We start from the raw sequence: 14,222 nt of genomic DNA on the forward strand, positions 1-14,222 counted from the left end.
CAGAGAAGGGAAAATATAGTACACAGCGTATAAGATTTAACTCCAATTCTTCTGCTTAATTTTTTGTTACATACTTATAAATTTTTCCCACGGCTTACTTAGCATTGATGGAGTTGTTTACGAAAGCGTCTTGGTGATGGAAGGATATTATGGAGCCATGAGAACTAGATATTTTGACTCTTCAATAAATAAAAGCCAGGCTATAGACTAGGAAATTAGTCTCAAGTCTTCCTCTGAAGGATTAATTTTAGTGGGAAATAACCCTGTCTATGCTGGAACTTCCAAAAGACACCCTAATTATGCTGCTGATAATTTTTTGTTTTCTGTTGAGCCTGACGGTTCAGTAATAGCGTATACTTGCGATAATCTTCGACAATGCTCGGCTGTAAATGTGGAAACTATATCGTCCCGTTAAAATAATTCGTAATACTTCGACTTCGCTCAGTTTACCCTGAGCGAAATCGAAGGGTACAAGTTCGTAATTATGTTACTTCGGCTACGGTCAGTAACCATTTGTGACGGGAATTTAAATTGAACATACTTTATTAAATATAGATAGCGTAAATTATCTGTGTTTCAAGTTGTCTGGTGATTAGCAAACTGATAAGTCAGAGTTTGCGCTATTGCATATTTTTTAATGCATTTTTTGTGTTATGGCAATCCTATTTGAGTTGTAAAGGTTATCGTTCGCATAGTGTGTCGGAGGCATATCGCCCAACGGGAAAACCAGTCGCCTACGCTGGGAAACCCGCTTACAGCGGTGGTTCACCAAGCCGCCAAGAGCGCCAAGAGAAAAAGGAAGGAAGTTGATAAATCATTTAGGATTGCTATATCAATGAATAAATTATAAATACTATCATAGCAACATTGGATTTTGGTGATTGCATAAAGGTGTAATCATCACGCAAAGTACTATGATATTTTAATGAAGCGATAATAGTTTTTAAATATCTCATTATTCATCCGATTACTAAGTTAGTAGTCGTGAATAAACGAAGGTATATTACTAATTGTAAATGCATCTAAAAGTCTTACTAATTATAAATGATAACCTTTATAAATCTAGATAAAAAATGGTTTTTTTATTCCGCTTTCAACAGCTTTTTTTGGTACTATTTACCTGCATCAGCATCAATCCACTTGCTGTATTTGCTCAATCTACACCCCCATCTGGGGTGATAATTCCCCTTGGTACACCAGGGAAAGTGGAAAAAACTATTCCTCAACCATCACCATCACCAACTATTGCTCCCACACCATCTGCACCAAATAACCCCATACTTCTATCACCACAACAGCAAAATCTACCCAACATAACTTTTCCTAGCGGTGAAAGTTTCTTTGTCAGAGAAATTCAAGTTACCGGATACTCTGTTTTAAAAGATGAAATCATCAAGTTAAAACAACCCTTAGAAAATACAAACATCACATTTGAGCAGTTATTGCAACTGCGATCGCAAATCACCAAACTCTATGTTGATAATGGCTATATCAGCAGTGGTGCATTTATTCCCAACAATCAAGATATCGCTAGCGGTGTTGTGCAAATCCAAGTTGTGGAAGGCGAACTTGAAGGAATTTCTATCTTAGGGTTAGAAAGATTGCAAACTGCATACGTGCGTTCCCGGATTGCACGGCTGGCAGGTAAGCCTTTAAACCAAAAACGTCTCGAAGAAGCGCTGCAATTATTACAACTTGACCCCGTAATTGAACGAGTCAATGCCGAGTTAACCGCAGGTAGCACTCCAGGTAGCAATATTTTACAGGTGACAATTACCGAATCGCCACCATTCCATACTGGGGTGAACTTTGCAAATAATCAATCACCTAGCGTTGGTTCAGAACAAGGGAGTGTTTTTATTGCTCACGATAATGTATTAGGGTTTGGAGATAAATTCAGTGCTGAATATGCTGGTAGTGAAGGGTTAGATATTTACAATATCAATTATTCTATTCCCTTTAACGCCCTAGATGGAACTATTGGTGTCCGCTATAGTAACAGTGCTAGCCGGATTATTGAAAGCGAATTTCGTGATTTAAATATCCGCAGCGAAGCCGAAACCCTTTCTTTTAATATCCGTCAACCGCTAACCCACACGCCAAACAACGAATTTGCTCTCTCGTTGGCATTTGATTTACGGCGCAGTCAAACCTACATACTCAATGATATTCCCTTCTCCTTTACTGAAGGCCCCGAAGATGGAAAATCAAGAGTTACGGTAATTCGCTTTTCGCAAGATTGGTTACAACGTAATGCTAACAGTGTCTTAGCAGCGCGATCGCAATTTAGTTTTGGCATCGATGCTTTTGATCCAACCATCAACGATAGTGGTACTGATGGGCGTTTTTTCTCCTGGTTAGGACAATTTCAATGGGTGCAACGGCTATCTCCCCGCATTTTGATGCTGGCTAAAGTTAACACTCAACTTACTCCTGATTCCTTACTTTCGCTCGAAAAAATCAGTATTGGTGGAGTAGATACAGTACGCGGCTATAGTCAAAATCAAATTGTTGCTGACAATGGGGTAGTTGGAGGTGTGGAAGTTCGTATTCCCCTAGCATCGAATGTGGAAACATTACAGCTAATACCCTTTTTTGATATTGGCACAGCTTGGAACAATCGCGGTATTAATGCCGATCCACAAACCATTGCTAGCTTGGGTTTAGGCTTGAACTGGCAACCTTTAAACGGTTTGGTATTGCGTGCAGACTATGGTATACCATTTATGGGCACAAGCGATCGCAGTAATTCACTGCAAGATAATGGCTTTAGTTTTTCAGTGCGCTATCAGCCCTTTTAATATTACAGCAGTTTGCATATATTTGAACCACATCTGTGATGTTGACACAAAGAACCCCACCCCGCCAAAGCTACGCTTTCTCTCCTCCCGAAGAGCGAGGAGAGGATTAAGGGGAGCTAAATCCAGTTTCAGTGACATCCCACTTTACAGATACTTAGATTTTTTATAAATCAAGTCAGATTTCTACATAATATTAATTAGAACATTCTCGACTCAATAGCAACTGCCCATTATTCAGCCGATATAGACCAGTCGGTTCTATAATCGGATCGCCTTTTTTCCAAGGACGGGATGTAGTTTCTACACCTCTAACCTCACCAGTTGTATAGTTAGAAACCAAAACACCAGGACGATTAGTGGTCAAAGCACCAGAACCTGTAATAGTAAAAGAGTTTTCTTGTCGCTTTGTGCCGCGTGAAATGCAACTATTGGCGATTAGTGCATTGGTGTCGATGGCTGGGGATAATTCGGTGAAGCTGTTTAGGATGGAACTAGTATCGGGTGCGTTAATGTTGATTACACCTGAAACGCCAAGTTCCGAACTGGCTGTAATATCACTTTTCTCGGTTGGCTTTGCTCGCGACTCAATACCAAAAACACCTTGCGAGTTAATTTTGACGTTGCCACCTGTTCCTGTGAAGGCGTTGGCTGCGATGTCGCTGTTTTCTTCGGGGACGGCAACGATAAATCTGGAATCAATATTGATGTTACCACCATCGCCACCTGCTTGCGCTGTACCTGCGGTGGTAGAGATTTGGCTACCATTGCGTAGGAGTAAGTATTGGGAAAGATTGAAATTGATGTTGCCACCATCAGTAGAGGCTGTTTTAGCAGTAATTTGACCGTTATTAAGGCGGGCAACATCACTAATAATATTAATATCGCCTGCTGTACCTTTTCCATCACTGTTACTGCTAATAATTCCACCATTTCCTATGAAAACATTTGCAGCTTCAACGTTAATATCCCCAGCACGTCCAATAGCACCAGCACCCAAAGTACCAAAGATTCCACTATATGCACCAGATATTGTCAAGGCATCACGCACACTAATATTGATATTACCACCTCTACCTTGACCACCTTTAAGTGTTCCAGATGCTTCATTGACACTAACTCCTAGTTGTCCACCATTTGTCAAAGATAATGAACCAGCAGTTACATTGATATTCCCACCATTACCTACTGCACCAGCGTCTACACTACTAAAAGAACCAGTGCCAAATCCATTACTTCCAACACCATCAAACGTCACTGCATCCTTAGCCTGAATTGTGATATTTCCAGCATTACCGCGTCCACGAGTAAAAGAATTAATTTGACCGTCATTCGTTACGGACAAAGAACCAGTGGTAATGTCAATCTTTCCTGCGTTACCTACAGCATTAATACTCTGGACATTGCTACCAATAGATGCACTGTCTAGAGAAATGGCATCATGGGCTGTGATGAAAATACTACCTGAATCTCCTCTACCAAAAGTACTGGTAACTATTCCCCCACCATTTCTAAAGAAAACATTTTCCGCTTCAACCTTAATATCCCCAGCACGTCCAATAGCACCAGCACCCAAAAACCCAGAGATTCCAGTACCTGCACCAGATATTGTTAGGGCATCACGCACACTAATATTGATATTACCACCTCTACCTTGACCACCTTTAAGTGTTCCAGATGCTTCATTGACACTAACTCCTAGTTGTCCACCATTTGTCAAAGATAATGAACCAGCAGTTACATTGATATTCCCACCATTACCTACTGCACCAGCGTCTACACTACTAAAAGAACCAGTGCCAAATCCATTACTTCCAACACCATCAAAAGTTACTGCATCCTTTGCTTGAATTGTGATATCTCCAGCACTACCGCGTCCACGAGTAAAAGAATTAATTTGAGCGTCATTCGTTACGAACAAAGAACCAGTGGTAATGTCGATATCTCCTGCATTACCTACAGCATCAATACTCTCGACATTGCTGTAAATACCTCGTTGGTCAAGAGAAATGGCATCACGAGCTGTGATGGAAATATTGCCCGCATCTCCTCTACCTAAAGTGCTGGAAATTATTGTCCCACCATCTTTTACAAAAACATTTTCCGCTTCAACCTTAATATCCCCAGCACGTCCAATAGCACCAGCACTCAAAGTACCAAAGATTCCACTATATGCACTGGATTCTGCACTGGATATTGTTAAGGCATCACGCACATTAATATTGACATTACCACCTCTACCTTGACCACCTTCAAGTGTTCCAGATGCTTCATTAACAAGAACTCCTAGTTGTCCACCATTTGTCAAAGATAATAAACCAGCAGTTACATTGATATTCCCACCATTACCTACTGCACCAGCTTCTACTCTACTAAAAGAACCACTGGCAGAAGCATCACTTCCAACACCATCAAAAGTCACTGTATCCCTAGCTTGAATTGTGATATTCCCGGCATTGCCGCGTCCACGAGTAGAAGAATTAATTTGAGCGCCATTAGTTAGTGACAAAGAACCAGTGGTAATGTTAATTTTTCCTGCGTTACCTACAGCATCAATACTCTCAACATTGCTGGCAATAAATGTACTATCTAGAGAAATGGCATCATGGGCTGTGATGAAAATATTACCTGAATCTCCTCTACCAAAAGTACTGGTAACTATTCCCCCACCATTTCTAAAGAAAACATTTGCAGCTTCAACGTTAATATCCCCAGCACGTCCAATAGCACCAGCATCTAAAATCCCAAAGATTCCAGTCTTGGCACCAGATACTGTTAAGGCATCACGCACATTAATATTGACGTTACCACCTCTACCTTGACCACCTTCAAGTGTTCCATATGCTCCATTAACAACAACTGCTAGCACTCCACCATTTGTCAAAAATAGTGAACCAGCAGTCACATTGATATTCCCACCATTACCCACTGCACCAGATATTACACTACTACTAGAGGCACTGACAAATCCATTACTTCCAACACCATCAAACGTCACTGTATCCCTAGCTTGAATTGTGATATTTCCGGCATTGCCACGTCCGCGAGTAAAAGAATTAATTTGAGCGCCATTCATTACCGACAAAGAACCAGTGGTAATGTCAATCTTTCCTGCGTTACCTACAGCATCAATACTCCCAACATTGCTACCAATAGATGCACTGTCTAGAGAAATTGCGTCACGGGCTGTGATGAAAACATTACCCGCATCTCCTTTCCCATCAGTCGAATTAGCTATTTGAGCATTATTTAACAAAGAGATTGAATCAGCGTTAATATTAATATCTCCACCTTTAGTACTACCATCACCCAATCCTGTATCAATTCCTGCAAATAGAAACGAATTAGATATCTCGAAATTACGCACATTAATAGCAATATCTCCTCCTTCTGCACCAATAACACTTACAAACGCTTGATTCGAGAAAGATATATCAGCTAGCTGTAAATCATTAGGAACACTTAAAGTTAATGCATTAGCTGCGACATTTAATCCAACATTTCCCGGTGCAGTTAAACCAGCTAACTCAACTCTGCCACCATTAGCTGTCAGCCCACCCCCATCTAAGTTGACATTACCACCAACTAATAGCAGACTCTTACTATCTGGAACTCGTAAACCCGTAACATCTCTGCCGACAAGATCAACTCCTGCGGGTGCTTGCGATTGATTAGTAATCGCTGCATTTTGATTAATCTGATTAAAAAACAATGCACTTGGATTCACCGTCAACAAAGCTGGCACTTGCGGATTCGTCGCACTAAAATTTCCTGCATTGCCAAACTGCACCCCATTCGCAGTTGTGGCAACAAACGAACCCTGCACATTTAAACTGGCTTTTTCCCCAAAAATAATTCCATTGGGATTTATCAGAAATAAATTCGGCTGCGAGTTGCCAAAAGTACCCAGTGTACCCAAAATCTCAGAGCGATTTCCACCTGTCACCCGTGCCAAAATATTCTGAATATCTGCGCTAGGACTGAAAAAATAAGCCCCACGTCCCTCGCTGATATTAAATTCTTGAAAGCTGTGAAAAAGATTGATTTGGCGAGTTGCACCACCTGTAATTACTTCTATAGGTAGTCCCAGAAAGTTGCCTATAACTTGAGAGGACTCAGCCCCAAGTGTGTTATCAGGTACGATATTACTTTGCTGTGCCTGGGCTTTAGCAGTAAAGATACTGACAATTAACCAGCCTAGCAACCCTGCCAATCCGAACTGCAAACACTTGTGTAATCCGTATTGTTTAGTCATAGGTGCGCTTTCATATAGATTCTTTGAGTATCTAATAAAACTGCACCTTTGGATAATAAATAAGCGAATATTCATTAATTATGCACTTTTCTGCAATCAGGCGATCGCATTTGTGCATTCTCCAGGTATGAAAACTGCATACAAACAAGCAGAAAAGGTGGATGTATCGCATGAATATATGGGATATTGTCTAACTCATTGGAACAGTAAAACTACTGTATGAATTTTTACTAAGATTGTATCACCCATAACAATGATTTTTACAAGGGTCAGAATAATGTTGAAAAGAATGGTTGTATCCCTAATTACCTCCGTTGGTCTATTAAGCCTAAATGCTAGTCCTACATTAGCAAAACCAGCTAACAATTTTAAATATCACCAAACCTTTTATCCATCAACTTGTACCATTGCAGTTGAAGGCGAAAAATATGGCTGTGACTATACAGTTATAGGGGCTTTCAGCGATGCTAGCGCTAACCTCAAACTCTGCTCTACACGCTATTGTTTAATCCTTATGCTTACTCCTAGCCAACTTGCTAATCTAGGAGATGGTGAAGATTTCTACGTCAGTCAAATTGCTTGGCAAAGAGGTAATAGAGTAAGTGACCAATTGGATGTATCTATGCAATGCGGTTTCAAATCGGATGCAATAGGATGTATGGGAGAATTTGATAACGGTAGCGCGATCGCAATTTATCTAGAGTAGAATGTTTCTCTGTAAATATCTGAGTCATAATTGGCAACTTACCATTGCTGGAATTTACCTGAACTAACCTGAGTTCGACGTAAGAAAATGCCCAAAAGCCTTAGAGATAAAACTTTTCGCTGAAAAAAACACTCGGTCTTTGTTCTCAACTAGACTCTTATAATGATAATAAACACTATAACAAGCAAGCGCAGCAGTTGGAAGTCCTTTCCAGGAATCAACTGAGCCCGGATCTGGAAATTTGCTGTCTACGCATGAGTGCCAATGTTAGCTATGAAGATGCAGCATCAGATATTGAGTATTTCACAGGTGTGCAAGTTTCCCGTAGTAGTCAACAACGATTGGTAGATCGCCAAAACTTTGAATCGCCGACGCAAGAATTTATTTAATTCTATTTAAGTAATCGCACAGAATTATTTACACACGAGTTTTAAGTCTGGATAAGGGGTTCATTCCTAAATTTTGTGTAATTAATTTTGTTTTAATACTTATCTAGCGGCTGGCTTTATCTTTTCAGTCAGAATCTAGAAAATAAATCGCCAAAGTAACAAAGAGTCAATCAAGAGGGCTGGCAAGCGTGGCAATAAGTTGGAAATGTGATGGTGAACCCAAAAATGATAAAACCTACTCAGAGCAATATCTTATTGGCAAGCATGAACTCAAGGAAAATCACGGTTCATCCTGTGTGATATGTGGTTTGCCAAAGGAGGGAATGGACAATAGCCGTCAGCTGCCCAAATGGGTTAAACCTGCTGCTATAACTGGTGGTGTTGTTTTAACTGCCTTTGTTGTTGCTTTCATATTTATACCGAAACCTTGTCCAACAGATCAGCAAAAAATCAACGGTATTTGTTTGGCACTTCCTCCTAAGAAAAAAGTAATTCCTTCTATTCCTACCTCTTCCGTTACTCTAACTCCTACCGCTCTAGTCTCTGCTCCTCATCTTGTTAATCTTTACCGCACTTTAGCTGAAGTGCCTAACGTTCCCAAGGGAATCATTAGATACGGCGGTTCTACAAGCTTTGCACCACTAAGGACTCCGGCAATAGTAGCGCTGATTGTGCAAGCTCATCCGGGATTTGAGTTAACCTACACCCAGCCACCACCAGGAACTAAGGCTGGGTCTGGTAGCGGGATAAAAATGCTGATAGAAGGTCAACTCAGTTTTTCCCAATCTTCGCGGCCTGTGAAGAACGAAGAGTTTGACAACGCAAAAAAACGCAATTTCACTTTGGAACAGCAACCTGTTGCCATTGATGGAATTGCTTTTTACGTCCATCGTGATTTGGCTATCCCTGGTTTAACGGTATCTCAGATTAAAGATATATACACTGGCAGAATCACGAACTGGAGCCAAGTGGGTGGCCCCGCTATTGAAATTAAGCCTTTGAGCCGTGACCCTAATGATGGCGGTACTCCTGAATACTTTCAAGAAAAAGTGTTGGCGAAGGAAGCATTTGCCCCATCTGTAAAACCTTATCTGATAGACACTACAACAGCTATCCGAAAGGTAGCTCAAACTCCTGGTGGGATTGGTTATGCTACTGCTTCAGAAGTCTGCAATCAAAGTTTAATTGAGCCTTTGCCAATAGCGAAAGAGGCTACTCAAGCTTTTGTGTCTCCTTGTATCGAAAAGCTAGTGAATAAAACTGATTTTGCTAAAGATATCTACCCGCTAACTAGGCGGCTTTTTGTTGTGATCAAACGCGATCGCACCTTAGATGAAGAAGCTGGTGTAGCTTATGTCAACTTACTTTTAAGTGATGACGGTCAAAAACTTGTAGACCAAGCTGGTCTAGTGCCGATTCGCCCGCCACTGAAATAAATAACTCCTTAAAATCCCAGATGAGCAGATTTCGTCGCAGTTTGTGGCTATATCCTTTGTTTCAGATTCCGTTAATCGTGTTTGGAGTTTGTTTAGTTGCGACTATTTTGTGTTCAGTTTTAACCTTGGGTAGACCTAGTGTAGCAGTGGCGATCGCTCTGGATCTGAGCAGCAGCACCTACCAAGGTCAGTCATTCAACGCACCGAATACTGTCATGGCTCAAGAAGTAGCGGCGGTGCGATCGTATATTGAACAAAACTCCCAGCAATTGAAGGTTCCCAATAATATCCAAATTTTTGGGTTTGGCGATCAAGTCATCCCCTTAAATAATTCTTTTGCATCAGATAGACAAAAGTTAGAAAATGAGTTGAATTCAGCCTTAGCAAACCCTAATCTGTCGTCTCAGATTGGTACTGGAACAAATCTCAGCCAAGCCATTGACCAAGGTACAAAAGCTCTCAGCAATATTCAGGATCGTTGCCATGAATTATTGCTCGTCACTGATGGAGTGGCTGATGTGATACCATCAGTTTTGATTCAGGCAGTAGCTCAGAAAGTCAAAATCAATGCTGTGGTAGTAGGAGCAGATGCTCCCCAAATCCAGTCAGCTACTTACACCACCAACGGAATTTATATATCCGGTGAATCGAATAATCTTCTAATCTTTTTTAAAGATATATTTTTTGCTAGCTTCAACAGCAATCTTAAATGGGTTTATTTCTGGCGAGGTTGTACCTGGATTGCTTTCATGTGGCTAATTATCCTGCCTTTAGACAAATGGGTTCTTCAAGGGTTAATTAACTTGCCAATGAACTTGAGTGGCCAGTTAGCATTAGGTAATGCTTTATTTTGGACTATTGTTATCCCCCTAATTCTTTGGCAGTTATCTAGCTTACCTTTTTTCTCAACTTGTTGAAATAAAAGACAGGACTTGAGAATTAATAGCTAACAAATAATCAAATAAAAATAACCCTTAATATTTTGAACTTTAAAAATTAAAAGGAGAAGATTATGGCAGCAGTTGAAGAAAAAAGTATGGTTCCCACCGTGTTGGTGGGTGTGGGTGGTACAGGTGTAGAAGTCTTGTCACGGATCAGAAGATTAGTAGAAGAAGCCTATGGCAGTTTGAAGAATTTTCCCATTATTAGTTTTTTTAGTATTGACACAGATAAAGATTATAAAGTTAGTAATCCAGAGGTAGCAGGATCGCCATTAAAGGATCATGAAAAACATTGGGCAAGTGTCAGTGGTAGAGAAGTCAACGACATTATGTCCAATATGGAAAAGTATCCTTGGATTGAGTCTTGGTTTCCGAGAGAATTAGAGCGCAATATTGGAGCATTGGAAGCTGGTGCAGGTCAAATTCGTGCCTGTGGTCGCTTTGCCTTTTTTTATAACTATCACAAGATTAGACAACGGTTTTTTGAAGCGTGCGATCGCGTCAAAGGTCACGAAAGTTTGATGTTAGAGAAGTACGACATCAGAATTAGTAGTGGTGGGTTAAATGTTTTCGTCGTTGGCTCAATTTCTGGTGGAACTGGCAGTGGTATGTTAATTGACATCGGCTACTGCTTACGTAACTGGCTTAAAGGTCAGGGAAGTCCTTTAATTACAGCAATTGTCCCAATGCCTAATGCTTTTGCCAGCATTAATGTAGGCGATCGCGTTCTCGCTAATGGCTACGCTGCTCTGATGGAATTGAGTTACTTTTCTGACTACAGAACTGAGTATATATCTCAATTTAGCGCTGGTTTAGTGGATGAGGTTCGCAATAAATTACCTCCCTTTGACTTTACCTATTTAGTTGGCACCAAGAATGGCGAAAGTGAGTTTAATCTTGATCAAATTCGAGAAATGATTGCTCAAAACGTTTTTTTGGATCTTACCTCTGATTTTGCTCCACACAAACGCTCTATTCGAGACAACATTAAAGGAGCTTGGGCGCAGGCCGATCCAGGTGGTAGAGGCTATCCCAAAAACTTCATGAGCTTTGGTCTTTCCACAATTGAAATTCCTATCGCTCAGATTCACAATTCGCTATCCAATCGGTTGAGTATGGATTTAGTAAATTGGTGGCTGAATGAGTCGGTGTCACTCCCACCTAATGTTTTGGATTTAATCCAAAAAGATATTCTCAAGGGAATGCGACTCACAGAAACCGAATTGATTGCAGACCTCTCTTCGGCAGCAGGTAAATCTTATATCTCAGAAGTATCTGGTTGGATTAATAGTATCCGTAATGAAATCGCTAGCGATAATAAATTGCAATGTACCCATCAAGGTGTCAATATGATTGGTACAGAGCGAGGCAAAATTCTGAGATTCTTGGATGATTATCTCATCCCCAAAGTTGATGAATATCGTGCCAATCACTTGCGAGAATTAAGCGCCGATGAACGAACACATGGTGACTTTCTCCAAAAAATGTATGATAACCGCGATCGCATTATCCAACAAGGCAGACAAGCGATTGAGGCAGAGTTTTACAAGATTATGCGCGATCGCAATCTGGGCCCCAAATTTGCTGATGCTTTTATTACTAACGTCCGTCAGCTATTTGCCAATGCTTCAGAAAAGTTCCGCCGTGAATCAGAAAAAGTCTGGCAACCTAACGAAATTAATCGGCAGCAGCAGTATGAAGCTGCACTGCAAGATATTAACCAATTTAAAAACTTGTTTGGTCTAACTAAACAAGCCCAAATGGAAAAGTATTGTGAGGAAGCGCTTACAGGTTTAGAAAGTAGCTTTATTGCAATCATTCAACACAAAAGTCGCACTTTGTCTCTACAGGTGATTGAGCGAATTTTAGAGCATCTGGATCGCATGGAGCAGCGGTTAGCGCGGTTTAATCAAAAGTTACGGCAACTACGCGATAACTTTAAACAAAAAGCTGATAAAGAAGCAGATAGTGCTGATGCTTTGAAAATTAATGGGTTTAAACTATATAACCGCGAAGAACTTAATTTGCTTTATCAAGACTTGATTGAGCAGTTAGCAGGAGCCACTCAAGGTAGCAAAAGCCGCTATGAAATCGGGCTGAACCAAATTTGCACCACGATGTCGGAAGATATTTTGCAAGATGCCAGTCCTCTGTGGAAACAGACTCGCACCGCGAAAGAAGTAATGCAGTTATTCGATATTACCCAACTACAAGAGGTGAATTATGACGACTTTCAAGAAATAGTTGCCGTCAAAACCCAGTTAGTCGTCAAAAAATCTCCTCAAGAGAGCCGATTAAAGCAAGATTTAGCAGCCTGCGATCGCCTTTTCAAAAGCTTACAAAACGATCCAGAGGCAATTCGCAGCAACATCCGCATCGCTTATCAAAAATCCCAACCCCTAATCTTACTATCCCAGGCAGTTCTCTCAAGTGCAGATGCCGGGTTTACTCCTGCCTTAAATACCAAAGTTGCTATAGTGGGAGGTCGCAACAGCAGCGATCCAACTGCTATTAAACTGATACCTTATTTACAAGAAAGAGTGGGAAATGCCGATTCTATCACCCCTCTGGGACAACAAGAACAGCATCGAATTGTCTTTGTCCAAGAAAAGGGCGGTTTTTCCCTGCGCTGTATAGATGGTATTAGAGAGTTGCGGCAATCTTATCAAGACTGGAAAGGACAATCTATTGAAGCCAAGCGATCGCAACTCAGAGGTGAAACCAAAGACCTTCCTGTTCCCGTGCATATTCAAAAAGAACCTCCTTTCTGGGATGTGTTTCCCGACAACCCCGAAGTTTTTAAACTAGTAGTGCAAGCTAGAGCATTAGGTGTTTTGCGGCTAGAAGAAAATCGCAACACCGAAGAAAAGGTGATTCGCTACACCCGCGAAACTGTAATCGGCTCAGAGAATGTAGAAATTGCTTCTAGTTGGGAAGAAGCGGTGCAAGTATTAGAGGTGCTGGCGTGTCGCCCTGACAAAGAAGCAATTGGGCATCAAGTGTCGGCAAAACTAGCCGATGCTGACCAAGCCCAAGACAAACTAGGCTTGTACGACCAGTTCATAAACTATTTGAAGCAGCGAGAAGCAGAGCTAGAAAAAATTGGGGGTAGCGATAGCCCAGATTACAAACGCGAAGCCACAATTATTAAAGATTTAATCACTTCTGAGAACCTGCAACTAGATAACAAAAGCAAACCCCCAGTTATTCAGCTTGTAATTTATCCTGAGAAGCCGCTAGTTGATCTCATTGAGGAGCCTCACATATCAAATATTTCCCCTGTTGAGCCTCCTTTTGTGGCAGGTGCAAATGTTTTTTGTACCGAGTGTGGTGAGCAAAACCCGGCTCGGTCTAAATTTTGCTACAACTGCGGAACTCGATTAGTTAAACCTAATTGATTTAGCAGGGCGAGCTTGAATCCACTACCAAATGAACAGCTTTGTCCTTTGGTACTACTGGCATTTCCTGTGACTTTAAGAAGATTTTGGACAGCTTTTGGAAGAAAATGTGACTTTAAGAAGATTTTGGACAGGGTTTGGAAGAAGAAGTTGGACAAGTTTGTCACTTAAAGGAAAAGATGGTTCTTGGCAACTTTTGATACTGCTGGCGAAATATTGCTTAACAAATAAGTTGGCTCCATCAAGAGTTATTTAGGATCTAAAAAGCGATCGCTTGAGGTATGATTCGATGTCACTGA

The 14,222-nt window shown here is 40.9% G+C and carries 7 protein-coding genes and 1 pseudogene; 7 read left to right on the forward strand and 1 reads right to left on the reverse strand.

Going from position 1 to position 14,222, the window contains the following annotated elements; genetic code table 11:
- Positions 1-648 precede the first annotated feature (648 nt).
- Positions 649-810, forward strand: a complete 162-nt coding sequence (locus H6G86_RS36105; RefSeq protein WP_190938396.1) for a hypothetical protein — start codon at positions 649-651, stop codon at positions 808-810.
- 263 nt (positions 811-1,073) lie between these two features.
- A complete protein-coding gene (locus H6G86_RS36110) occupies positions 1,074-2,801 on the forward strand; it encodes a ShlB/FhaC/HecB family hemolysin secretion/activation protein (protein WP_190938397.1) in 1,728 nt (575 codons plus the stop codon).
- Between the two features lie 193 nt (positions 2,802-2,994).
- Here the strand turns inward: H6G86_RS36110 and H6G86_RS36115 are convergent, their stop codons facing one another.
- Positions 2,995-7,053, reverse strand: a complete 4,059-nt coding sequence (locus H6G86_RS36115; RefSeq protein WP_190938398.1) for a beta strand repeat-containing protein — start codon at positions 7,051-7,053, stop codon at positions 2,995-2,997.
- A gap of 277 nt (positions 7,054-7,330) precedes the next feature.
- Here H6G86_RS36115 and H6G86_RS36120 point away from each other — a divergent pair, with 277 nt between their 5' ends.
- The 5 genes and pseudogenes from H6G86_RS36120 (at position 7,331) to H6G86_RS36140 (ending at position 13,923) form a co-directional block, all read left to right on the forward strand.
- On the forward strand, positions 7,331-7,759 hold the full coding sequence (locus tag H6G86_RS36120) for a hypothetical protein (RefSeq protein ID WP_190938399.1): 429 nt from the start codon (positions 7,331-7,333) through the stop codon (positions 7,757-7,759).
- 179 nt (positions 7,760-7,938) lie between these two features.
- Positions 7,939-8,139, forward strand: a pseudogene (locus H6G86_RS36125) (ISKra4 family transposase); the annotation flags it as partial.
- Between the two features lie 197 nt (positions 8,140-8,336).
- On the forward strand, positions 8,337-9,584 hold the full coding sequence (locus H6G86_RS36130) for a PstS family phosphate ABC transporter substrate-binding protein (RefSeq protein WP_190938400.1): 1,248 nt from the start codon (positions 8,337-8,339) through the stop codon (positions 9,582-9,584).
- A 20-nt stretch (positions 9,585-9,604) separates the two neighbouring features.
- A complete protein-coding gene (locus H6G86_RS36135) occupies positions 9,605-10,501 on the forward strand; it encodes a VWA domain-containing protein (protein WP_190938401.1) in 897 nt (298 codons plus the stop codon).
- Positions 10,502-10,596: 95 nt separating this feature from the next.
- Positions 10,597-13,923, forward strand: coding sequence for a tubulin-like doman-containing protein (locus tag H6G86_RS36140; protein WP_199338555.1), 3,327 nt, complete (start codon positions 10,597-10,599; stop codon positions 13,921-13,923).
- Positions 13,924-14,222 lie beyond the last annotated feature (299 nt).

Origin of the sequence: Nostoc sp. FACHB-133, from assembly GCF_014698055.1 — a bacterium.
Taxonomy (GTDB): Bacteria; Cyanobacteriota; Cyanobacteriia; order Cyanobacteriales; family Nostocaceae; genus Nostoc.

Excerpts from the sequence above, each read along its gene's own strand:
- H6G86_RS36140 (WP_199338555.1), top strand. The coding sequence starts at position 10,597 with ATGGCAGCAGTTGAAGAAAAAAGTATGGTTCCCACCGTGTTGGTGGGT.
- H6G86_RS36135 (WP_190938401.1), top strand. The coding sequence starts at position 9,605 with ATGAGCAGATTTCGTCGCAGTTTGTGGCTATATCCTTTGTTTCAGATT.
- H6G86_RS36120 (WP_190938399.1), top strand. The coding sequence starts at position 7,331 with ATGTTGAAAAGAATGGTTGTATCCCTAATTACCTCCGTTGGTCTATTA.
- H6G86_RS36110 (WP_190938397.1), top strand. The coding sequence starts at position 1,074 with ATGGTTTTTTTATTCCGCTTTCAACAGCTTTTTTTGGTACTATTTACC.
- H6G86_RS36115 (WP_190938398.1), bottom strand. The coding sequence starts at position 7,053 with ATGACTAAACAATACGGATTACACAAGTGTTTGCAGTTCGGATTGGCA.